Raw genomic sequence first — 23,423 nt, 5'->3', positions numbered from 1 at the left:
AAACTATCTAAATGTAGGTAGATCCTTCTGTTTCAGTCTGTCATTGTCGACAAACAGAAGACACACTTCATTTAGATAGTTCACTCACTTATTGCTTGGGTTCTGTAGCTTTGTTACGGGCCCGATTGCTAAATGTCTCATTCGGTAGTGGCACTGTTGACTGTTTCTAGCGGATCCTTTACATTTTCTGTCTCAGGACTGACCGGTAATGATTCGGTCTCGCCTTGCAGATTTCCGCGACTAATCCCGATGGTGATCGATACTTCCAATGGAATAAATTCACCATAACGACTCATCTCCACAACTGTTCCTTTTGGTTCTGCTGAATCTACATAGTAGACATCATAATATACAGAAGCACCTTTCGATTTGTACTCATCAAAGAACATTTTTGGCAGATCGCCTTCCGTTGCTTGGTGCCGGATATCCTTCAAATACGGTTGCCCCAGTGAATAAACCACTTTCACTGTTGGCAATGTATCGCTGTCACTATATTCTTTGCCCGCCTCTTCCGACTGACTGATGAAATTGCCATAACCGATTTGATCAGAATAAACTGTCTTGACTTGAATCGGTATCTTCGATTCTAGCCCCTCTGCTTGCTCGATGGTATACTGTGAGAAATCAGGAACAACTAATGCTTTCCCTTTAGAAACTTTGACAAGAAATTGATCCTTTTTGGCCAATTTGCTGCCTTTGACTGGTTCTTGGGAAACCACGACGTCTAGAGCAACTGTATCAGAAAAAACAGCTTCTTCTTTGTACTTCAATTCATTTTTCTTAGCCCACTCTTGAGCTTCACCTTTGTTTTTCCCTGTAAAATCAGTAACTTCGATGTTCTTCTCGAAGACTTCTTTTCCTTTTGAATAATAGATGCTTAAGCGATCTTTGCGCTTATAAGCTTTGAGATCTTGCTCTTTATTTGCTGCTTCTTGTTTGATGAATACACCTGCTTCGACTTTGTCGTCATACTGTTCGATCAACGAGATATTTTCTGCCTTTTGTTTCTCGATCCATTCTTTTGCCGCTTCGGTAGTCAGTGACGAAAAGTCGGGCAGCTCGATCATTTCTTCTGGGTCAGGACCTAGGCTTGCTTTGACTGTCAAAGTCTTGCCTTTTTTGATCTTCTGATCTGCAGCAACACTTTGACTAACGATTCGATTGGTCTCTACCTCAAAATCATACACTTGATCGACTTTGATCGCCACGCCTTCTTCCATGCCCCATGTTCGGGCTTCGGATAAATCTTTCTTAGCAAAATCAGGAACCTTCACATGAGTCAATTGATAATACACCACACTGCTGATGGCAATCAGCACAATGACAGCACCAGCGATCAGCGCGTATTTTTTACGCTGCCGCTTGCGATAAGTTGGATCAAACTCTGTCTCTTCTTTTCCGAACCGACTGACCGGTTGAGAAGAGCTAGTTTCCTTGCGCGTTCTTCGCTTCATTTCCTTCGGATCCGATGCTGCTGCAGCTTTACTCTCTCCTGCGCCCTGATCAGATGTCTGAGAATCTGGAATTGGTTCTGCTTTACGCTCTGTTTTTTCGTCAAACTCAGTTTCTTTAGGAGAGCTTTGTTTCTTGCCATCGTAATTACCAGGACTGAAATTTGATAAAAAATCACTCATCTTTATTCAACACACCTTTACGCAAATAGAGTACTTCGTCTGCTTGTTGGGCGATTTCATTCGCATGGGTCACAACAATCACACATTTGTTATGCATATGAGCCAAATCTTTAAAAATATCGATGATTTCCTGTTCCATTTCTTCATCTAAGTTTCCCGTTGGTTCGTCTGCCAAAATAATATCAACATTCGTCGCCAGTGCACGAGCTATTGCCACCCGTTGCTGTTCCCCACCAGACAACTGATTGACTAAACGATCTGCTTTTTCTTTCGTGATCCCAATATAGTCCAATAAATTGTATGCGACTTCCCGCTGGTTCTCCGGCAATTGATTATCCGTGATCGACATTGGAACTAGTACATTTTCTACCGCAGACAGGTACGGAATCAAATTGTAACTTTGAAAGATGATACTGATATCGTCTCGGCGATATTTCTCATGTCCGATTTTTTGAATATCTTCTCCATTAAAGAAAACAGCGCCACTTTTAGGTGTATCCAACGCACTGATCAAAGAGAGAAATGTGGTTTTTCCTGACCCTGACTGTCCTAAAATGGCATAAAACTTGCCTTTTTCAAACGCCACCGATGTTTCTTTCAAAATATAGCGCCGCTGATCGCCATCTTGATAATAGTAATCTACTTCTTTTGTTTCCAACAAAGCCATTTTTTCTTCCCCCTACATCATGATTTTCTTTGGATTCAGCCGTAGAATATACAACAACGGCAAGATTGCAGATAATAAGACTGTACCTAATCCCAATAAAAGATAGGTGATGACATACCCCATAGAAAAAGTGACTTTATAAGCACTTTGGACATCCGCATAGCTGAGAGTATTTGTCATCATTGTGCTTGAAATGGAATAGGTATCCGTTTGGGACAGATTCGTCATCCAGTCACTTTGCATCAATGTTTGAGAAACCGCACTTCCTAATAGATTTCCCGTCACCAATGAGCAGATTAGAGCGACTAAGCTGACGAGCACCACTTCAATAACGATTTGCCCAATCACTTTCCCACGGCCTTCTCCTAAAGATAGATAGATCCCTAATTCCTGCTTGCGGTCTCGCAAAAACAATAGAACGACTAATGAAATGATAAAGACCGTAGCAATAGCAGCAACAATCACGATATAGCGGGAAATCGTTCCCAGACGATTCATTCCTCCGGCAATCTGATCGTATTGATCTGTGGAAGCTACCACATGATAGTAATCCGGTAATAATGGATTGGCTTCTTGTTTGAATGCTTCAACATCGTCGGTAGAGTTCAAAACATACATCGCTTGATAATACTCTTCCGGTTCGGCCTCCGTATCTTCGGCCATTACCATATCTCCCCACAATTTTTCGTTTTGGAATTTGCTAAAATCTTTCACCAACTGATTGGCAGCATAAATCGTATTGATCTGTTCAACAGCTTGCCAGATTTGATTGGATTTTTCTTCTTGCGAAGGATTACTATTGGCCGATTCCTTTTTTACTACACTAAAAATCCCTGCAACTTTGACAGGATAATCAGCTGTGACAACTTTTGTTTGGATTTCTGCACTTTCACTCTCTGCATCTTCATCATCTGAAGTAGCCGTACTATCATCACTGTCACCCATCGGATCTTGAGGGACTTCACTATACATATCCCAAACAAATTGATCGCCAACCGACAAATTATTTTTTTCAGCGACTTCTTTACTAATCAAAATCGAATTAGTGGTTTCTGACAAGTCTTTTTCACTAAACACTTCTCCATCGATCAGCTTGATGTTGCCTTCTTCCATATCTAATGGCTGTGGTCGATTGCCGCCCTTTAAATTAAAATAATTGCCGCCCGCCATGCCAAAAGATTCATCTTCTGGTGTATAGGCTTTGAATTTCTTGGTCTCTAACCAACCCATCATGGTATAGTCGTAATATTTGACGTAATCTAATTCTCCCACTTTGTCATAGTCCGCCGTTTTTGGCGTTTTCGGACTATTTTCTTCAGAATAAACTTCCTCATCTGATTTTCCTGAATTGTCTTTCTCAAACTGCTCATAATCAAACTCGACTGTAGCAACGTTGCCCATTTTCTTTTTCGTTTCCCGTTCCACATTCATAGTAGACTGCTGCACAGCTACCGCACCTGCGATCACGTTACCTAAAATAAAGATGACTAAAAATAAAATAAACGACTTCCCTTTCCTGCGAGTAACACTTTTTAATGCACGCTGCCAAAAATTCATTGTCATTTCCTCCAGTGACATTATTTTTTAACTATTATTTCACATTTGCGCTTTAAGGACAATCTAATTTATTGAAAGTTTTTTAGGGATGGATAAAAATAAATAACTTTTTTGTAACTGCTACCATTACGAAAAGGAATAGATTCAGCTCTTAAATAACTATTTCTGATCAGAAAGAACTATCTTACAGTTTTGTAAGATAGTCCAAAGACAAAAGGGTTGGTACCAGAAGTGCTACAAGATGGACTTATTTCCACTAAAAAAAGACTACCAACTTGCATGTTGGCAGTCCTCTTTAAACTATTTGCTTTGGTTCTTTTGGCATGTTGGATAGGCAGTCGTTGTGAACGCAGCCTATTTTTCCTTCGTATCGATCAGGATCGTTACAGGACCGTCATTGATTAATGACACTTGCATGTCTGCGCCAAAGCGACCCGTAGCCACTTCGATACCTACAGCGTGCAGACCCGCATTGAAAGCTTCGTACAATGGTGTAGCCACTTCAGGTCTGGCAGCTTGAATAAAGCTTGGACGGTTTCCTTTTTTGGTCTCGCCATACAATGTGAATTGCGAGATACTCAAAATAGCACCTTCGATTGCTTCAATCGATTGATTCATTTTTCCCGCTTCATCTTCAAACACCCGCAAATTTTTGATTTTTCGAACCAAGTAATCCACATCTTCTTGGCTATCTTCATGAGTGATTCCCAAGAGAACTAAAAAACCTTTTTGGATTGCTCCTACAGTAGTTCCATCGATTGCAACACTGGCTTCACTTACACGTTGAATGACTGCTCGCATGTCTCGCGTCTCACCCCTTTGTTCTTCTGACACTATATACTTCTGGGATTTGTTTGATTTTGTCCACGATTGACTTAAGATGTGTTAGGTTCTGGATTGAGACCGTGATTCTAATCGTGGCCATTTTGTCTTTGTTGGTTTTCGCTTCCACACTGACCAATCGTTTAGTAACAGCGTTGACTGTTTGCAAGACATCATTCAACAATCCGGAACGATCATAACCATAGATTTCCAGATCTGCATCGTATTCTTTGCCGCTGTTAGAAGTATCCTCCCACTCGACATCGATTAGACGATTGACGATCTCTTTGCTTTGGACATTCGGACAGTCACTGCGATGGATCGAGATGCCGCGGCCCTTCGTGATATACCCGACAATGGCATCACCAGGAACTGGATTGCAGCAACGAGAGATTCGGATCAGTAAGTTGTCCACGCCTTCGATCACGATCCCGCCTTCATGGCGGACTTTCATTTTCTCTGGTTCTTTCTTCGCTGGCTGATTGATCATGTCTTGTACTTGTTGTTTTTGTTTTTCGATCTGCTTCTCACGGCGTTCTTCTTCCGTCAAACGATTGGCCAGTGTAGTTGGACTCACTTCGCCAAAACCGACAGAAGCAAATAAATCATCTTCTGTTTGATAATTAAATCGTTCGCAGGCTTCTGCCATCTTGCTTTTCGTTAAAAATTCTTTTGGTACAAAGCCCATGTCTTGCAATGTTTTGACCACTGCTTCGTGCCCTTTGATGATGTTTTCGTCACGATCTTGGGCCTTGAAAAAACGTTTGATCTTGTTTTTAGCTTTGCTGGTAGCTACAAGCTTGATCCAGTCGCGGCTTGGTCCGAATGAATTTGGTGATGTCAAGATTTCAATGATATCGCCATTTTTCAATTTGTAATCCAACTGGACCATCTTGCCATTCACTTTTGCACCAGTGGTTTTGTTCCCGATATCGGTATGAATACTGTAGGCAAAATCCAGCGGACTTGAACCTTGAGGCAATTCTGTGACATCGCCTTTCGGTGTGAATACATATACTTTGTCACTGAAAATGTCCCCTTTGACACCTTCCATAAATTCAGAAGCATCGTAGCTTTCATCCTGCAGTTCCAAAATTTCGCGGAACCAACCGACTTGCTGGGTCATTTTGTCTGCTTTGACTTTCTCGGTTCTACCCTCTTTATATGCCCAGTGAGCAGCAACCCCGAATTCAGCAATCTCATGCATCTCATGGGTACGAATCTGGATTTCTACTGGATTGCCTTTGGGACCGATCACTGTCGTATGTAGTGACTGATACATATTCGCTTTAGGCATCGCAATGTAATCTTTAAATCGACCTGGCATTGGTTTCCATTTTGTGTGGATCGTTCCTAAAACAGCATAACAATCTTTGATTGAATCAACGATTACCCGAATAGCCAAAAGATCATAGATTTCATTGAATTGTTTCTTCTGGTCTTTCATTTTGCGGTAAATGGAGTAGATATGTTTCGGACGACCATAGATCTCAGCAAAAATATCTAGTTCTTCAGTTGCAAGTCGAATCTGTTCAACGGTTTCCGACACATAAGCTTCCCGTTCTTCCCGCTTGGTTTGCATCAAGTGAACGATCCGATAATATTGTTGTGGATTCAAATAACGTAGTGAAATATCTTCTAGCTCCCACTTGATACGGCTGATCCCTAAACGATGCGCCAATGGTGCATAAATCTCCATCGTTTCTTGGGCGATTCGCCGTTGTTTGTCTTCCCGCAGGTGTTTCAATGTACGCATATTATGTAAGCGGTCCGCTAATTTGACCATGATCACGCGCAAATCTTGAGCCATCGCGATCAGCATTTTGCGATGATTCTCTGCTAGCTGTTCTTCATGGGATTTGTATTTGATTTTCCCTAATTTTGTCACACCATCGACCAGCATCGCTACATCTGCACCAAAGACTTCTTTTAGATCTGCTAGGGTCACTTCCGTATCTTCTACCACATCATGTAAAAAACCAGTGGCGACTGTATGAGGATCCATTTGTAGTTCCGCTAAAATCCCTGCTACTTGAATAGGATGGATGATGTAAGGCTCGCCGGACTTGCGAAACTGATCTTTGTGGGCTTCTGTCGCATAATCTAAAGCTTTCTGTACAAATGCAACATGTTCTTCACTCATATAATGGGCCACGAGCTTGATCACACCAGGTCCGGATAATATCACTTCTTTTGCCATGAAACGCGCCTCCTTTTTTCCTATTTTCAAAAAGCAAGACAGAAGCCGCTTCTAAAGAATTCTGCTATCCCCAACTCTCTGAATAGCAGAACTCTTGAAGCAATGCGCTTCTGCCTGGCCATCTTCTTTTATGATTAGTGTCATTATACAAATTTTTCTTGTTTTTTTCAATTCTCTCTATTCTGGTCAAGCGAGACAAAATACCGGTTTATTCATTCAACAGTAACGCTGACTCTGTAAAGGGCACGCCGATTTTTGCCGCCCCTGCCTGTAAAAGTTCTGCAAGTGATTTCTGATCCGTAACAGACGCTGCCGTGTTGACTTGGATCGTCAGTTGCGGTCCTCCATCTAGAGCAAAAATCGAGACATCATGCAACGCATCTGAAACAGTTAACTGCTGACCAAGAGTAATACTAGGCCAGTCCCATGCTTTCAAACGCTGTGCTACTTGGATCTTTGTCAACTCATTCATAAGTGAAGTATTGACAGCCCAGCGGATCTCACCACCAGACAAAGCCAGTGACCGGCTTGTCTCCATTAACTCCGCCAGATCAGCCGTCCGCTCTTTTTCCACCAACAAAGCCGCTGGTAGCCAGACTTCTAAAAAATCAGCGCCATCCATAAAGGAATGACCGATCTCAAAAGCTTTCTTAGCGATTGTTCCTTGTGCCAAGGGAAAATCAACTGCACAGCCGACTTGGATCTCGGAGCCTTCAGTTAACTGCTTCGCTCTGCGCAAATCACTAGGCAACACGATGACTTCTTGGACACCAAGTGTGTTAAATTCAGTAAACGTATCTTTTAACAACCAATCCGTCAGTCCAGCTTGTAAAAATCGAAAACTAAGCTTGTCTTTGAATTGCGTCACTTGATCACTTCCTTACTAATTCAGTTAGTACGCTGACAGCACTCAAAAAATAAAATGGGGCGGTTTCGGTTCGCAAAATACGTGGCCCTAACCCACAGATCACAGCACCTTGAGATTCAGCACGAGTGATTTCAGCAGGTGTCAGCCCACCTTCGGGTCCGAAAATTGCTAAGATTTTGCTGCCGGGCGCTGCTTTGGACAAAATATCGATCAGTTTGGCATTCTCGCCGCTTTTAGCAGATTCCTCATAAGCAACGATCACATAGTCATAGTTTGAAAGACTATCCCACAACTCTTTGTCCGAAGCAGCCAGTTGGATGATCGGTGCTCGTTGCCGCTGCGCTTGTTCAGCAGCCTCTTGGGCAATTTTTTGCAGCCGCTGCTGTTTCTTTTGGAGTTTCTTATGGTCCCACTTAACTACCGAGGATTGGGCGGGAAAACCGATAAATTTAGCGGCACCCAATTCTGTCCCTTTTTGGACGATCAATTCCAATTTATCTCCTTTAGGATACCCGCTGGCGATCGTAACATGAATCGGTAATTCTTTGTCTTGCTGTTCCTTTTCTACTTCAATCAAATGAACCGCTTGTTCATCGATCTGCTGGATTTTCGCGAGGATCGCTACTTGGTCTTGAAAGACCAAGTAGACACAATCATCCGGAACCATCCGCATCACACGTACCATGTGATGAAACGGTTCTCCCTCTACTACATAAACAGGCTTCGCCTCATAATCCTCATTCAAAAAATATCGCTGCATATGACATTCCCTACTCTGGTTTTTTTAGTGCGATCGCATACCAATCTTTTTGATTCAAGATTTGGTCAACAACAAATCCTTGCTCTGTCATGGCATCGATCACAAGTTGTTTTTTCGCTTCGATGATTCCAGAAACAATTAATGTTCCGGTAGGCTTCAGCAACCGCCAAGCATCTGGGATCATCAGTAAGATGATATCAGCTAAAATATTCGCTACAATAATGTCTGCTTCGATTTCAATACCTGTTAAAAGGTCATTGGCAGCAACATTCACTGCTTCGGCAACTGGGTTTAGTGCCATATTTTCTTTTGCCGCCCGAACAGCCACCTCGTCAAGGTCATAGGCATATACTTGATTGGCCCCTAAGTGGCGGCTGGCAATACTTAAAACCCCTGATCCGGTTCCAACATCCAGGACCGTTTCCTCGCCTCGTAAATACATTTCTAACGCCTGTAACGTCAAGCGCGTCGTCGGATGGGTACCAGTTCCGAAAGCCATTCCTGGATCTAGCGTAATGATTTTCTCGGCAGGGTCCGTCGTTTCATATTGTTCCCAGCTGGGAACAATCGTCAAATAGCGAGTGATCCGTACTGGATGATAATATTTCTTCCAAGCAGTCGCCCACTCTTCCTCTACTACTTCACTGGAGGTAATCTCATTTTTGCCAATTGCTAACCCATATTCCGGTAAACGAGCGATCGCCGCCTCAATAAATGGCAAAATTTCAGGTAAAAAGATAGTCTCGGGGAAATAAGCCGTTACCTGGGCGCCTTCATCCAGCGTTGTATAGGTTTCTTTGTCTAACACTTCACCATAGGCATCGCTTTTAAAGTTTTCAATGTCAAGAACATCTTCGATTGCTACACCACTGGCCCCTTGTTCCATCAAAATGTTGGCGACCGCTTCAACTGCTTCACTTGCAGTAGCTACTTTCACTTCATTCCATTTCATCTATCTGCTCCTTAATAACTTGGATAAGGAATATACGATTCCCCATCGCTTTCTTGGTAAGTATTCATACGGTCTAACAACTGATCTTGATCGAAAACTAGTTCGAAGACCGCTTCTTCACTCTCATCGTTTAGAAAATCTAGTAAATCACTTTCTCCCTCCGTCAGAATCTCTTTGATGTAATCAACCAAAGCATCCAGCAACGCTTTTTGGATTCCTTTTTTGCCTGCGTAGGGAATGACTGCCAAAAAGTCCTCTTCTGCAAAGGAAGACTTTTGGGGATCAAACAATAAAATACCGTCTTCAAATTCGATGATCTCTTCTTCAGAGGCTACTCCTTGGGCATCATCTACCTGCAAATGATTCGGGTTCTCTGCAAATAAGCGTAAAACAAGTTCGATGGTATGGTTTCTTGCATCCCAATCAAGGGCAACATCGTACTCAGGGATTTTTTTTGTTAATTGTCTGTCCAAATAAGTCAGCATTGTTTCTTTAGCCATTATACGTTCCTTCTTTCCTATTGCCAGCCGTGATCTGGCTGGACAGCAGATTTTCTGCTGTTGGTAATATATGGGTTACCTGCTACGACAAACCGCAGCGGCTTATGGGTCCACTCCCCTTTATTCGGGATACCGATTCTGGGAACAGCGAGTATTTCTTTCGGTGTTCGCCGTTTCTCGTTGACAAGATGCAGTGGACTTGTAAAAATTGAATGGCCATAATAATCAGGCGTAATTCCCAAAGCTTTCACAAGCTTTCCAGGTCCGTTCGAGAGATCAGGACCGGATTTACTGCGATTTATCTCCATTTGTGCGATTCCTTCGACGGGCTCCACGCCGCGGATCATGATCCCTTGGGGAATGCCTTCAGGCTGTGTGATAAAATTCAAAATCAAATGAGTATGCATCGTATATAAATAAATCGTTCCCGGCTTTTCATACATTGCTCGAACTCGTGGCGTGTTACGCATCCCGAAACTATGAGCAGCCAGATCTTCTGGTCCTAAATAAGCTTCACAGTCGACGATATAACCGCCTAATTTCCCACTGGGCGTCTCATGTTCCAGATACATTCCTAATAATTGCCGGGCAATCGCTGTTGTTGATTGTTGTGCAAATAATTGTTCAATTTCATTCATTTTCTTCACCTTCTTTATTTTACACAATTCTCAAGGAACTTACTATTGATTACGACCATCTTATCAATTGTTTGACCTTTCTATCGCCACTGACTAGTTTCAATAGCAAAATACCCGCTTCCTTATGGGAATATACGTTCTTATGATATACTAAAGAAAAAAGAAAGGAGCTTATTATGCAGCAACCACTTGCGTACCGCATGCGTCCCCGCAACCTTGATGAAGTCGTAGGTCAACAGCATTTAGTTGGACCCGGAAAGATCATTCGCCGGATGGTTGAGGCCAAGATGCTCTCTTCCATGATCCTGTATGGTCCACCAGGGACCGGAAAAACAAGTATCGCTAGTGCAATCGCCGGTTCGACACGTTACGCATTCCGCATGCTGAATGCTGCGACTGATACGAAAAAAGACCTTCAAATCGTCGCCGAAGAAGCCAAAATGAGCGGCACAGTCATTTTACTTTTGGATGAAGTCCATCGTCTGGATAAAACAAAGCAAGATTTCTTACTGCCTCATTTAGAAAGCGGAAAAATCATTATGATCGGGGCCACAACTGAAAATCCTTATATCACTATCAACCCAGCCATCCGTAGTCGTACACAGATTTTTGAAGTAAAACCATTGCAAGAATCAGATATTTTAGCCGCCATTGATGCGGCTTTAGCTGATAAAGAACGTGGCTTGGGAACAGAATCGATCCAGTTGACAGAAGAAGCTCGTCTCCATCTTTCACGAGCGACCAATGGGGATCTCCGCAGTGCACTCAATGGATTAGAACTCGCTGCTCGCTCCACGCCGCCAAGTTCTGATGGGAAAATCCATTTGACTTTGCCAATTATTGAAGAGTGTGTTCAGCGCAAAGCATTGACCCATGACAAAGATGGCGATGCCCATTATGATGTCATCTCTGCTTTTCAAAAATCGATCCGCGGCAGTGATGTTGATGCGGCACTCCATTATCTGGGTCGTCTGGTAGAAGCAGGAGACTTGGCAATCATCTGCCGGCGTTTGATGGTGATCGGTTATGAAGATATCGGGTTGGCCAATCCAGCGGCAGCTGCTCGAACAGTCAATGCTGTCTTAGCAGCGGAACGATTAGGCTTACCTGAGGCGAGGATCCCTTTAGCAGATACTGTGGTCGACCTTTGTCTATCCCCTAAGTCCAACTCGGCTTATATGGCACTAGACGCTGCCATCGCAGATATTCGTGCAGGCAATGCCGGGGATGTCCCTGATCATCTAAGAGACAGTCATTACAAAGGAGCTGAAGCCTTGAACCGAGGCGTCGGTTATCAATACCCGCACAACTTTGATGATGCGTGGGTCGATCAGCAATACTTACCCGATAAAATCAAGCAAGCTCACTATTATCAGCCAAAGGCTACCGGAAAATACGAGCAAGCTCTAGGTCAAAGATATCAACAATTGCAGCAACGAAAAAAACAGACCTAACCCTCAGCAGCCGCTTCATGGAAGCGAGAAAGGTTTTTGTCACCGTTTTCAATCTTCTTTATTGCTACTTTTGTTGTCCTATGCTACTATGAAGGTGGGAATTCTGTGATGTACGAGTTGTCCCATCTGTGTGTTGACCGAACATTTTTATTGATATATTGGGATCCGTCTTGTGTCAAAGCTGGTAACATGCCTTTTCATTTGGTAGTTCGATGCTTAGACCGTGGAACCCACCTGCTAGAATTTGCGGGATCAATACTACGGGAAAAAGAACGGCATCTACGGATATTACCCATTCTTTATTGAATGTGCCATCTGTTTTAGACAGGTGGCTTTTTTGTGCTTTTTGCTATTCCTTTAGCACTTCGCTATACTAAAACTATCTTATAAGAGAAGGACGGATTTCACGGATGATTTTTCTATTATTTTTGATTGCTGCTGTTTTGTTGTTTGGCGTCTGCTACTTACTGTTAACAAAACATGCCATTTTCTTTTCCCTTATTCCTGAAAATACTAAAAATCAAACTTTTTTGACCATTTATGGCTATCTTCATGGTATTTTAGGTATTCTTGCAATCATCGTGGCTTTTTTAGACAAAAAGTTGATTGCCCTCGTTTATTTAGCAGTGTTAATGATTACTTCTGCCTCATTCAGTTTGCTGTTTGCCCGTAAGATGAAAAAAACAGATAATTAGGTTTTTCTTTTTAGTCAAAAAGTTTTACAATAAAGATGAAGTTATCTGAGAGGAGTGTTTCATATGTTACAACAATATCAACGAATCATGGTTGCAGTAGATGGCTCAAGTGAGTCAGAATTAGCTTTTAAAAAAGCGGTCAATGTAGCCCAACGGAACAATTCTGAACTGGTACTAGCCCATGTAATCGATACCCGTGCCTTTCAAACTGTTTCTTCCTTTGATGGCATGTTGGCTGAGCAAGCGACTGAAATGGCTAAGCAAACATTGAAAGATTATGAAGACTATGCCCGTAAGAACCAAGTAACTGCAGTAAAGACTGTCATCGAATACGGTTCGCCAAAACCAATCATTGCGAAACAATTACCAGAAGATAATCAAATCGATTTAATCATGATCGGCGCTACTGGTCTCAATGCCGTCGAACGAATTTTTATTGGTTCAGTCTCTGAGTATGTAATCCGTCATGCCTCTTGTGACGTATTGGTCGTACGGACAGACCTTGACAATCATCTGCCAACAACCAACGAAAAAGAGGAAGCATAATCTCTGAATGAACCAACACATACTCAAATCAAAAACAAAAACACTCTGACAAAAAGGTTCTTGTCAGAGTGTTTTTTTCTATTTTTCACGATTTGTTAGTTTTAGCCATTAAAAAAACTGTACCATCCGTCTCAGCTCAAAATGACCTAGCTGTCTTTCTTGAAGAGGACACCTTCTGGTTCCTTCTGATCAGTATGACGTTTGGCACAGTCTCTTGCAACAAGCCTGTGGAGCAAGCTTGCCAGCAAAAAATGAAAGCAAAGTAATAGGTTATTTATTATCTAATCATGTTTCTGAATACTTGTAAAGTCTTTTTTCTGAATTTTCTGATTAAATCTATTTCTTTTTCAATGCGCTATTGATGGCGACTAGACTCAGTGAATCAACTGCCAAAATTTTCTTTGATAGTAGTTGTGCCATAGCACGCTACCAATCAACAGAACTAGCAAGACTGGGCCATTCAAGAGCCAAAATGGAATCATCGTTGCTGCAAAACCGTAACCGACGAGTAACAGAATACTAAGGAGAAGTGCCACCATCATGCCGACGATCATTCCCACACTTCCGGCACCCCGGGTAAACAATTGACTGACATTGGTCCAATCAAGCAAAAGCAAGCGATAATCACGAGCAAAATATTTTAAGCATAGCAAGTAACAACCAAGTAACGTACCTAGAAAGAAAGTCGTTGCCAATAGGATCGGCATCTTAAAGAGCAAAATCGCCAATAAGGCAATCCCGCCAGTCAAAACCATTTGAAGCATTAAGCCAAATCGGAATTTTGCTTGTAAATATTTTTTCATAGACAACGGCAATGAACGAACAAACAGAAAATTTTGCTGATCCAATGAAATCAAGGTACTGATAAAAGAGGTTGGATTGACCATCATCACAGCTAATGCGATACCTGCCAAAAAGAACACTCCGCAAAAACGAGCATCCATTTGTCCTAGATCAAACGTACCGCTCAATGCAAATGTCACAATAAAAATGATCGGTGTCATCAGTGAAGTGGACAATACTTGCATAATCAAGTTGGGATCTCGAACCAGCTGGGAATTATAACTGAATAACATCTGCGACAATCCTTGCCCGGATTTCTGCTTCCGTCGCACGCTTCCATGGTCGGGCACAGCCATCGCCACCTGATCATAAAACTTCGGTAAAATAAAGAACCGAATCGCTCCTAGCAGCAACAAACAAACCACTAGAACAATAGCAAAGCTCCCGATTCCTGCAACTGCAAAGGGACTGTGCATGATATAGAAAAATGGCAGTAAAAAGGCAATGGCCCCGCGATCCATGATCTGTGTATCGTAGGAACTGGTTTGATTCATCATCAAGATCCCTACCACTACTACGATCATAGAAATTCCCAACAACAAGCTGGTCATCATTTTTTTATGTTCACGAAACAATTTTGTTCGAGCCAATCCAAAAACGATCAAACTACAAATACTAAAAACAATCACCAGAAATAATAAAAAGAGCACAATCGCTAACAAAAGCGTGAGCAGAATAAAGACCTGTGAACGCATTCCCGTTAAAAGAAATAAGACAAATAACGGAAAAACAAATGGTGCCACTGTTAAAAAGACAACAAGAATCTTGGCGGTGAAAATTTCTGCTTGCCGGAAAGGCAATGGCAAATATGCAGGCAAGTCTTGACTCTCAAAGAAGACATTAAAAATGGACGAGATTCCTTGAGAAAATCCTAGAACGCCAAAAAGAGCAACATAATAAGTGAAAAAACCTGGCAAACGGCTGAAATCCAGTGCGATCATTGTTAGGCCGTAAATCACTAAAAAAACGAAACCTGATAATACATATTGTTGGATCAAATAACGAGTCAATTGTGTCCCGCTTTTTCCTTTTTTACGGGCTTTGTCTGTGACTTGCGGATTGGCGTACCGAAGATTGACGCTTGTCAACGTCAATAACTGTCGCTTGTTCATCTGAACTCGCCTCCATTTTCTGTCAACGATGGCTCTTCCGCGCCTCTACCTGTCATTTTTAAATAGATCGCTTCCAAAGAAAGATCTGGATTTTGTGCAAGCAATTCATCGACAGAACCGTTATAAAGCAATTCGCCTTTTTTCAAAATAGCTAACTGATCACAAAGCTGTTGGGCAGTATCCAAGACATGCGTCGAGAAAATAACCGTTTTGCCTTTCGCAGCATGTGCTTTCATCATTTCTTTTAGATCAAACGCTGCCTGCGGGTCTAATCCCTGCAAAGGCTCATCTAAGATCCAAATATCCGGATCCGGCAGTAATGCTCCAATTAGAATGGTTTTTTGCCGCATACCATGGGAAAAACTGGCTAGCGTTTCTTCTGCATGCGTCGTCATATCAAATAACTGGCCCAGTTCATTTAAGCGTACCTTTTTTTGGGTTTCCGGTACTTCATAAGCAGCTGCGATCAAATCCCAATATTCTCCGGCGGTCAACTGCAAAAACATGTCCGGTGAATCCGGGACATAAGCAATCTGTTTTTTTATTTCTTCTCGGTATTGGGCTAATGCTTTGCCATCAAAAACGATTTCGCCACTCGTCGGCTGTAAAATACTAACTAGACTCTTGATGGTCGTTGATTTTCCCGCACCATTATGTCCTAAAAAACCAAAGATCTCACCTTGCTGAATCGTCAAAGAAAGGTCCTTCAATGCTTTTTTTGTTCCGTACGTTTTACTTACATGTTTCAATTCAATCATTTACTATCCCCCTTAGAAATAAGACTTAACGTAATTTTACGTGAATAAACAGAAAATTTAAAATGTTTATTTACATTTTAAATGAAAAAAGTTGACAGGAATCAGCAAAACAAAGATAATTATAGCAATTTAGGGGAGTAGCACATGGGTTTTTCCATGATCATAGATCAACAGCAAGCGGGAATCCGCTGGTCTATGATGTTTCTTGCAAGACCTAAGTGGCAAAGGGCCTCTTGGGTCTTTTTGCAGTTCAATTTGGAGGGAAAATCTATGAGTAAAATGAAAAAATTAACCGCGGGAGGCCTTTTGGTCGCCATGGGTGTGGTCTATGGAGATATCGGGACCAGCCCACTCTATGTGATGAAAGCAATCGTTGAAGACAACGGCGGGTTGAAAACACTCTCCCCGGACTTTGTATTGGGAAGTGTCTCCCTCGTTTTTTGGACTCTGACTCTGCTTACCACGATTAAGTACGTCTTAATCGCTTTGAACGCGGATAATCACGGTGAGGGCGGAATTTTTTCCTTATACACACTTGTTCGTAAGCAAAGCCGCTACTTGATCATTCCGGCAATCATTGGTGGCGCTGCGTTATTGGCAGATGGTGTACTAACCCCTGCCGTCACTGTCACGACAGCCATTGAAGGGTTGCGGGGCATTCCGATGTTTTATGATCATTTTGGGAATGATCAATCCATTATTGTTTGGATTACATTAACGATCCTTTTCGTTCTTTTTAGCCTGCAACGCTTTGGGACAGAATTCGTTGGGAAAGCATTTGGACCGATCATGCTTGGTTGGTTTACTTTTTTGGGGATCGTCGGTTTGATCAACTTTTCCGGTGATCTGTCTGTCATTCGTGCGTTGGATCCCCGTTATGCCATCGGGCTGCTGTTTAGCCCTGATAACACCTCAGGTCTGTTCATTCTCGGGAATATCTTTCTGGCAACCACTGGTGCTGAAGCACTATATTCCGATTTAGGACATGTGGGCAAAAAGAATATTTATGCCAGCTGGCCTTACATCAAAATCTGTTTGATGCTTAATTACTTAGGTCAAGCTGCTTGGTTATTAAAGGTTTATCAAGATCCTGCCTATCAACAGATTGAAAACCTAAACCCTTTTTTCCAGGCTTTGCCTCAAGGTTGGACCGTTTTTGGCGTCGGCTTTTCTGCGTTGGCTGCAATCATTGCCTCCCAAGCTTTACTTTCCGGATCTTTCACGTTAGTTTCGGAAGCAATCAAGTTGCGTTTGTTGCCGCGGATGCAGATCATGTATCCTGGTTCTTCCATCGGACAAATGTATATCCCCGCGCTTAACCTGATGCTGTGGATCGCTTGTTCCGGTGTCGTTCTCTTATTCCGGACATCCACGCGAATGGAGGCCGCTTATGGTTTAGCGATTACAGTAACTATGCTGATGACCACAGTCTTGTTATATTTCTTTTTGCGTCAATTCAAAAAAGCGCGATTTATCGCTCCATTTATTACCTTATTTTTTGCAGCTATCGAAGGCATCTTCTTCATCTCGAGTGCCGCAAAATTTTTCCACGGTGGGTTCGTTGCGGTTTTGATGGCCGCTTTGATTATCGCCATCATGCTCATTTGGGAATGGGGCAACCACATTCAAGAACAAGCTGCCGAAGAAGTTGACTTGACCGAATACATTCCCCAACTACAGGAATTGCGGAATGATGAGACATTGCCATTTTCTCAGACCAATGTCGTCTTTTTAGTTCCTAAACTGCAAGGAAATACGATTGGCCGTCAGTTTATTTATTCGATCCTTGATAAACGACCGAAACGCGCCAAAGTTTATTGGTTTGTGAATGTGGAAGTCACAGATGAACCTTATACAAAACAGTACGAAGTCTCGATGGCTGAGACAGATTTCATCGTAAAATTGAAACTCTACTTGGGCTTTCGGGTTTCTCAAGAAGTCAATGTCTACATCCGACAAATCATTCAAGAATTGATGAAGGATGGTCGCTTACCAAAACAGCCGCAAAAATACTCATTGACCCCGGGACGTCAAGTTGGCGACTTCCAGTTTGTTCTGATCGAAGAAGAGTTGTCGAATGTCACCTCATTAACCCGATGGGAGCGGCAAGTAATGTTAACCAAACTCTTTATCAAACGGCATACTATTTCTCCGGAACGTTGGTTTGGACTCACTTACAGTGACGTGGTCCATGAGACCGTTCCATTAGTGATTGGGCAACCGAAGGCAAGTAACCTTTCTGAAATTGTTCCAGTCAAGAAAAAACTAACTGACTAATTGCAAAGTAAGGTCACTTGCGGTACACTATTGGCAAATAAGCAAAAGGAGGAAACACCATGATGCGCATGACTAAAATAACATGTAACGTCAACTATCAGCGTTACCATATCGCATTTAGCCATGCAATTGGTTTTACAAAAACCGTTTTAGGGACGAGTCTGTCTAAAACAGTTGAATATTCGTAAAATCAATGGCCATCTCAAGGTGTTTATCTCGAACAACATCAGATAAAAATAACACAGGCCATGGATTTCCATGGCCTTTTTGAGTGGTCTCAAGGAGTGAGATCATGCTAATTCAAGCAAATAAAATCAGTAAAAATTTTGGCGGTACCCCGCTATTTGAACAATTAACTTTCCAAATTGATCCCGGTGAAAAGATTGGTTTAATCGGCATCAATGGCTCTGGTAAGACAACATTATTAGATTTATTACTCGGGACCGAGAAAAACGATACTGGAACGATCAGCCGACGTAAAAGTCTTTCTATTGGTCATTTGGCACAAGAATTTTCGCCCTCTTCAGAAACGGTGCTGACGTATTTACAAACCTCTTCCCCCCGACTGCAAGAGATAAGTCGCAAGATGCGACGTTGTGAACAACAGATGAGCGATCCTGACGCTGACTTATCGAAATTATTGGACCGCTATGGTCAATTACAGCTACAATTTGAAGAACTCGGTGGCTATCTGTTAGAAGACCGGATTCTTGCTAGCTTAAGAGGATTGGGAATAGCGCAGTTGCAAGAAACTTCTTTGCAGGCGTTAAGTGGTGGGGAGCGAGTCAAAGTAGAACTAGCAAGATTGCTGTTGACAGAGCATGACTTGCTTTTACTGGATGAGCCCACGAATCATCTTGATTTAGCTAGTCTTCATTGGCTGGAAAACTATCTTATCAATACGAAAAAAGCATATATCGTCATCTCTCATGACCGCGCTTTTCTGGACAAAGTGACGACTAGGATCTGTGAGATCGAAGATGGTCAATTGATTTCTTATCCGGGAAACTATAGCCAATATCGGTCATTGAAACAAGCTCGAATCGCAGAACTGACTAAGAACTATGAGCTGAAGCAAAAAGAATGCCAGCGGCTTAAAGCGATGATTCGCCGTTATCGCCAATGGGGGAATGAAGGGGACAATGAGGACTTTTTCCGTAAAGCCAAAGAAATTGAAAAGCGTTTAGCGAAGATCACTCTCGTCAAGCCCCCGCTGCCTCCTAAAAAAAGGATACGCACAGTCAATCAAAGTGATCGAACAGGCAGAGAAGTCTTTATCGCCCGAAATATCGGTAAAGTCATGGCTGATCGGCTACTCTTTGAAGACAGTAGTTTCTCGATTTACCGTGGTGATCGCTTAGCGATCATTGGTGAAAACGGCACCGGTAAGACGACCCTGATTCAGCTTTTGTTAGGTACTTTGGCGCTTGACGCGGGAACGATCAAATCCGGCAGTAATCTGCAGATCGGGTATCTGCCTCAAAAGCTCTCATTTTCTAATCCCGCTATGCGGGTCCTATCCTTTGCCTATCAGTTCATAGGCAATGAACAATCTGCACGACAACAACTGGCACAAATCGGTTTTTATCAGGATGATGTCTCAAAACGCATTCAGGATCTTTCTGGCGGTGAGAAGATTCGCCTTTATCTGCTGAAACTTTTTCATAAAAAAATCAACGTCCTGCTATTAGATGAGCCTACCAATCATTTGGATATCTATGCTCGTGAAGAAATTGAAGAATTGATTCAGCGCTTTGGTGGTACGTTAATTGCTGTGAGCCATGACCGCTATTTTCTAAAACAAACTTTCCAAGACATGCTGTTGATCCGCGACCAGCAGGTCATGCGGCAGCCCATCGACTGGCAGGCTCTTTAAGAAGATCACGTTCGTTTTTTTCACCATAAGGAATCGTATATCAGAAAAATCAAATAAAAATAGCCGCAGGATAAGAGAACTGGCAGACCTCGTGACAGGGTGACGAGGTGTTGTTCGTACACTGGAACACTCTCAGTCCCTGCGGCTATTTCATTTGTTTAAAAGACGCGAATTAAAAGAGTGTCAACTGCTGGTCTTCAAAACGATGGATATAGGCAAAGACTTCTTCTGGTCGATAAAGAATTTGATAGGTTTGGCAGAATGCACAAAAAATAGCCATTAGCTTTTGCTGATTCGGACTGTCGCAAACATACCGATCGCCAAAAGTTTGCTGATACTTTTCCTTCATACCAGGAAAATCACGGTCTAGTTGCTGATAAAAGTATGCGCGATTTCCTTCCCGCATCGTCACCCCAAATCCAAAACAGATGATGCCTTTCACTCCCGCTTGGCGACAGTAGTCCAAAACCCCCAACAGATTCTCCTCGCTGTCATTGATAAAAGGAAGAATAGGTGATAACCAAACAACAGTAGGAATCCCTGCTGCTTGAAACGTCTTAAGCGCCAAAAAACGATGATAAGTGGTAGCGACTTGTCGTTCTAATTTTTTACATAGTGCTTCATCATAAGTCGTTAGAGTCATTTGAACAACTGCTTTCGTTTGCTGGTTGATTTCTATCAGCAAATCCAAATCTTCCAACACACGCGTTGATTTGGTCAAAAGCGCGACACCAAAACCGTTATTTTTGATTACTTCCAGTGCTTGCCTCGTTTGTCTCAAACGCTGTTCTGCATGAACGTAAGGATCTGACATAGCACCGGTAACGATCATGCAAGGCTGTCGGCGCTTCTTTAATTGCTGGTCCAAAATCGTTATTGCTGCTTCTTTGATCTCGATATCCTCAAACCGATGCGCCATCTGATAGCAGCTGCTGCGACTATCACAATAAATACAGTCATGTGTACACCCTCGATAGAGATTCATTGTATTGTTTGGTGAAAGAATTGTTTTATAGCGTCGCGTGTGCATTTAACCCCTCCTACAGAACTTACGTTCCCATTTATTTTCTCATAACTTGACTAAAAGTGCAAAAAAAGACTTGATCTTTTTCAAGATCAAGTCCGTTGATTAGTGAATATTCCCAATCAGCTTACGAATCGGTTTTCTTGCCATGTAAAGAATAATCCCTACGACTACTGCAACACCACCGACAATGCCATAATAAGCCCCTTCTGTTTGCGGTGTATAGAAACGAGCAATCTGAGCATTGATCGCTTGCGAAGAAGCATCTGCTAATAGCCAAATAGCAAGAGTTTGGGCTTCGAAGGCTTTTGGTGCTAATTTGGTCGTTACAGACAATCCAACTGGTGACAGACACATTTCGCCAGCAATCATGATAAAGAAACTAAAGACTAGCCACAATGGGCTTACCCGTTGATTGACTCCGAACAGCATACTTGGGAACATCAACAAGACAAAAGACAAACCTGCTAAAATCAAACCAATTGCAAATTTCACTTCCGTTCTAGGTTGTTTATTGCCAAGTTTCGTCCACAACCAAACAAATACCGGTGTCAACAACACGACAAACAATGGATTTAGTGTTTGATACAGACTCGCCGGAATCGTGATCCCAAACAACGTATCTTGTGTCCGATCGGCCGCAAAAAGTGCCAATATTGATGACCCTTGTTCTTCTAGGGACCAAAAAACGATTGCAGATAAGAACAAAGGAATATACGCTAAAACTTTTTTCTTTTCATCCGGTGTCACATCACGAGAACGCAACATTTTAGTAAAGTAGTAGATCGGCAAAAATATTCCTAAGATACTGATGCAATTGATAAAGAAATCAACGGTCAGATAGCCCATCGCAGCTGCACCGCCGAAAACCACTGCTACAAGCACTAGTACGATGATAACGTTACGGAAAAAGATTTTTTTCTCTTGCGCAGATAATGGATTAGTTGGTGTCGTTGCAACATCTTTCAACGTTGTCTTCCCTTGAACATAATATTGCACCAAACCAATGAACATTCCGATAGCTGCTATTGAAAAACCTAAATGGTAATTGACGTTTTGTCCTAAAATACCCACAATGATCGGTGCTAAAAGTCCACCAATATTGATCCCCATATAAAAGATTGAAAATCCTGCATCTCGGCGCACATCTTCTTTCGAATATAAGTGGCCGACCATCCCTGACACATTGGACTTCAACAAACCTGTTCCAATAACGATCAACATCATAGAAACAAATAGTGCAGCAATACCAAGAGGCGCTGCCAGAACAATATGTCCAAACATAATAAGGATCCCGCCATAAAAAACGGATTTGTTCGATCCTAATAAGCGGTCAGAGATCCATCCGCCAACGATACTAGACATATAAACGAGTGAACCGTAGATTGACATGATCGCTACAGCCGTTGATTTAGGTAGGCCTAAGCCACCATTTGTTACAGCATCATACATAAAGTAAACTAAGATGGCCCGCATGCCATAGTAGCTGAATCGTTCCCACATCTCAGTGAAAAATAGTGTCGACAACCCTCGCGGCTGTCCTAGGAAAGTCTTTTCTTTTTCCATACTTACTGGCTCCTTATAAAAAACAAATTTAGAAATTTTTCTGAAAATTCACAAATGCCAGTTTATTCCCGTTTGGCTTCCTTTACAAGGTTATTTTGCTTAGATTATGTTTTGTAAAATGGCGATATGCTGAGTCGAAAATGAGAGTTTTTTACTAGATACTAGGAAATCACTGATCTAACAACCTAAAAAATTGTACGTTAATTAAATAACATTTTTTATCGATTAAAATTATTTTTACCGTTTTTTTATTCTAGATTCAAGAATTTGTTAATAAAAATAACCTGATTTATCACATTAATGTTTATTCATACACTTATATGCTGAATCAGACGATTTTTTATTCAATGTTCTTTGTTATTTAGCAGGACACAGCCTCTCTCAACATCTGGCAGAACATTTCCACCGACTGGGCATAAAGAGCAGCAATTGTGAGCTTTCCTCTTTTAGTCTAGGCTTGCTTACTGTCTCAGTCAAATCAAGTGCATTGGGCGCCTATGTATCAGCGGCATTCCCTAACGAAACAATCCTTAGTTTCATAACAGAGCCCAATAAATCTCGATTTTTTTTGCTCCCTTCTCAATTGATGTCTAACATTTCATGTCAATGATTCACACCATGATCGGTACCGAAGTCCTATTTCTCTTTACTGAACACAATTCATCAAATCAGAG

Annotated in this window: 20 protein-coding genes and 1 other RNA gene; 7 read left to right on the top strand and 14 right to left on the bottom strand. The window is 42.1% G+C overall.

Features of this window, described 5'->3' with window-relative positions; all coding sequences use genetic code 11:
* Positions 1-137 precede the first annotated feature (137 nt).
* From ACTFWY_RS09700 to ACTFWY_RS09655, 10 genes are all read right to left on the bottom strand, one after another.
* On the bottom strand, positions 138-1,634 hold the full coding sequence (locus ACTFWY_RS09700; RefSeq protein ID WP_003128472.1) for a PASTA domain-containing protein: 1,497 nt from the start codon (positions 1,632-1,634) through the stop codon (positions 138-140).
* The gene (locus tag ACTFWY_RS09695; RefSeq protein ID WP_003128471.1) at positions 1,627-2,301 is read right to left on the bottom strand and encodes an ABC transporter ATP-binding protein; all 675 of its coding nucleotides are present in this window, start codon (positions 2,299-2,301) and stop codon (positions 1,627-1,629) included. The genes ACTFWY_RS09700 and ACTFWY_RS09695 overlap by 8 nt, the downstream gene beginning before the upstream one ends.
* A gap of 12 nt (positions 2,302-2,313) precedes the next feature.
* Positions 2,314-3,858: an ABC transporter permease gene (locus ACTFWY_RS09690; RefSeq protein ID WP_311828399.1), complete on the bottom strand. Its 1,545-nt coding sequence runs from the start codon at positions 3,856-3,858 to the stop codon at positions 2,314-2,316.
* A 354-nt stretch (positions 3,859-4,212) separates the two neighbouring features.
* Positions 4,213-4,659 (bottom strand): D-aminoacyl-tRNA deacylase, encoded by a 447-nt coding sequence (gene dtd / locus ACTFWY_RS09685; protein WP_409531353.1) that lies wholly within the window; start codon positions 4,657-4,659, stop codon positions 4,213-4,215.
* A 10-nt stretch (positions 4,660-4,669) separates the two neighbouring features.
* Complete coding sequence (locus ACTFWY_RS09680) at positions 4,670-6,880, bottom strand: RelA/SpoT family protein (RefSeq protein ID WP_003128466.1); 2,211 nt, start codon at positions 6,878-6,880, stop codon at positions 4,670-4,672.
* A gap of 208 nt (positions 6,881-7,088) precedes the next feature.
* A complete protein-coding gene (locus ACTFWY_RS09675; RefSeq protein WP_005472845.1) occupies positions 7,089-7,748 on the bottom strand; it encodes a hypothetical protein in 660 nt (219 codons plus the stop codon).
* A 4-nt stretch (positions 7,749-7,752) separates the two neighbouring features.
* Positions 7,753-8,508: a 16S rRNA (uracil(1498)-N(3))-methyltransferase gene (locus tag ACTFWY_RS09670; protein WP_005472847.1), complete on the bottom strand. Its 756-nt coding sequence runs from the start codon at positions 8,506-8,508 to the stop codon at positions 7,753-7,755.
* A gap of 10 nt (positions 8,509-8,518) precedes the next feature.
* Entirely contained in the window at positions 8,519-9,460 is a 942-nt protein-coding gene (gene prmA / locus ACTFWY_RS09665) for a 50S ribosomal protein L11 methyltransferase (protein WP_003128462.1), read from the bottom strand.
* Positions 9,461-9,471: 11 nt separating this feature from the next.
* Complete coding sequence (locus tag ACTFWY_RS09660) at positions 9,472-9,960, bottom strand: DUF3013 family protein (RefSeq protein WP_003128461.1); 489 nt, start codon at positions 9,958-9,960, stop codon at positions 9,472-9,474.
* Between the two features lie 17 nt (positions 9,961-9,977).
* A complete protein-coding gene (locus tag ACTFWY_RS09655; RefSeq protein WP_005472850.1) occupies positions 9,978-10,598 on the bottom strand; it encodes a DNA-3-methyladenine glycosylase in 621 nt (206 codons plus the stop codon).
* 176 nt (positions 10,599-10,774) lie between these two features.
* Between ACTFWY_RS09655 and ACTFWY_RS09650 the strand changes: the two genes are divergently transcribed.
* The 4 genes from ACTFWY_RS09650 to ACTFWY_RS09635 all read left to right on the top strand — a co-directional run bounded on the left by ACTFWY_RS09650 (position 10,775) and on the right by ACTFWY_RS09635 (position 13,293).
* Positions 10,775-12,052 (top strand): replication-associated recombination protein A, encoded by a 1,278-nt coding sequence (locus tag ACTFWY_RS09650; RefSeq protein WP_005472852.1) that lies wholly within the window; start codon positions 10,775-10,777, stop codon positions 12,050-12,052.
* Positions 12,053-12,149: 97 nt separating this feature from the next.
* A non-coding RNA gene (gene ssrS, locus ACTFWY_RS09645) (6S RNA) lies at positions 12,150-12,344 on the top strand.
* A 118-nt stretch (positions 12,345-12,462) separates the two neighbouring features.
* Positions 12,463-12,747 carry a hypothetical protein gene (locus ACTFWY_RS09640; protein WP_003128458.1) on the top strand — a complete coding sequence of 95 codons (285 nt, stop codon included), beginning with the start codon at positions 12,463-12,465 and terminating at the stop codon, positions 12,745-12,747.
* 63 nt (positions 12,748-12,810) lie between these two features.
* Positions 12,811-13,293: a universal stress protein gene (locus ACTFWY_RS09635; protein ID WP_003128457.1), complete on the top strand. Its 483-nt coding sequence runs from the start codon at positions 12,811-12,813 to the stop codon at positions 13,291-13,293.
* Positions 13,294-13,667: 374 nt separating this feature from the next.
* On the opposite strand, the gene ACTFWY_RS09630 is transcribed toward ACTFWY_RS09635, so the two are convergent.
* Together ACTFWY_RS09630 and ACTFWY_RS09625 are read right to left on the bottom strand one after the other, a co-directional pair.
* On the bottom strand, positions 13,668-15,248 hold the full coding sequence (locus ACTFWY_RS09630) for a hypothetical protein (protein WP_003128454.1): 1,581 nt from the start codon (positions 15,246-15,248) through the stop codon (positions 13,668-13,670).
* Entirely contained in the window at positions 15,245-16,006 is a 762-nt protein-coding gene (locus ACTFWY_RS09625; RefSeq protein WP_003128453.1) for an ABC transporter ATP-binding protein, read from the bottom strand. Before ACTFWY_RS09625 ends, ACTFWY_RS09630 begins: the two co-directional genes overlap by 4 nt.
* Positions 16,007-16,276: 270 nt before the next feature.
* Between ACTFWY_RS09625 and ACTFWY_RS09620 the strand changes: the two genes are divergently transcribed.
* From ACTFWY_RS09620 to abc-f, 3 genes are all read left to right on the top strand, one after another.
* Entirely contained in the window at positions 16,277-18,283 is a 2,007-nt protein-coding gene (locus ACTFWY_RS09620) for a KUP/HAK/KT family potassium transporter (RefSeq protein ID WP_005472860.1), read from the top strand.
* A gap of 59 nt (positions 18,284-18,342) precedes the next feature.
* On the top strand, positions 18,343-18,471 hold the full coding sequence (locus ACTFWY_RS09615) for a hypothetical protein (protein ID WP_005472862.1): 129 nt from the start codon (positions 18,343-18,345) through the stop codon (positions 18,469-18,471).
* A 104-nt stretch (positions 18,472-18,575) separates the two neighbouring features.
* On the top strand, positions 18,576-20,159 hold the full coding sequence (gene abc-f / locus ACTFWY_RS09610; RefSeq protein ID WP_138371448.1) for a ribosomal protection-like ABC-F family protein: 1,584 nt from the start codon (positions 18,576-18,578) through the stop codon (positions 20,157-20,159).
* 172 nt (positions 20,160-20,331) lie between these two features.
* On the opposite strand, the gene ACTFWY_RS09605 is transcribed toward abc-f, so the two are convergent.
* A complete protein-coding gene (locus ACTFWY_RS09605; RefSeq protein WP_242387264.1) occupies positions 20,332-21,189 on the bottom strand; it encodes an SPL family radical SAM protein in 858 nt (285 codons plus the stop codon).
* A 99-nt stretch (positions 21,190-21,288) separates the two neighbouring features.
* Positions 21,289-22,749, bottom strand: coding sequence for a peptide MFS transporter (locus ACTFWY_RS09600; RefSeq protein ID WP_003128449.1), 1,461 nt, complete (start codon positions 22,747-22,749; stop codon positions 21,289-21,291).
* Positions 22,750-23,423: the final 674 nt, after the last annotated feature.

This window comes from Enterococcus sp. 125944, assembly GCF_051909435.1.
GTDB lineage: Bacteria > Bacillota > Bacilli > Lactobacillales > Enterococcaceae > Enterococcus_D > Enterococcus_D gallinarum.
This window is presented reverse-complemented; position numbering and strand designations above follow the sequence as displayed.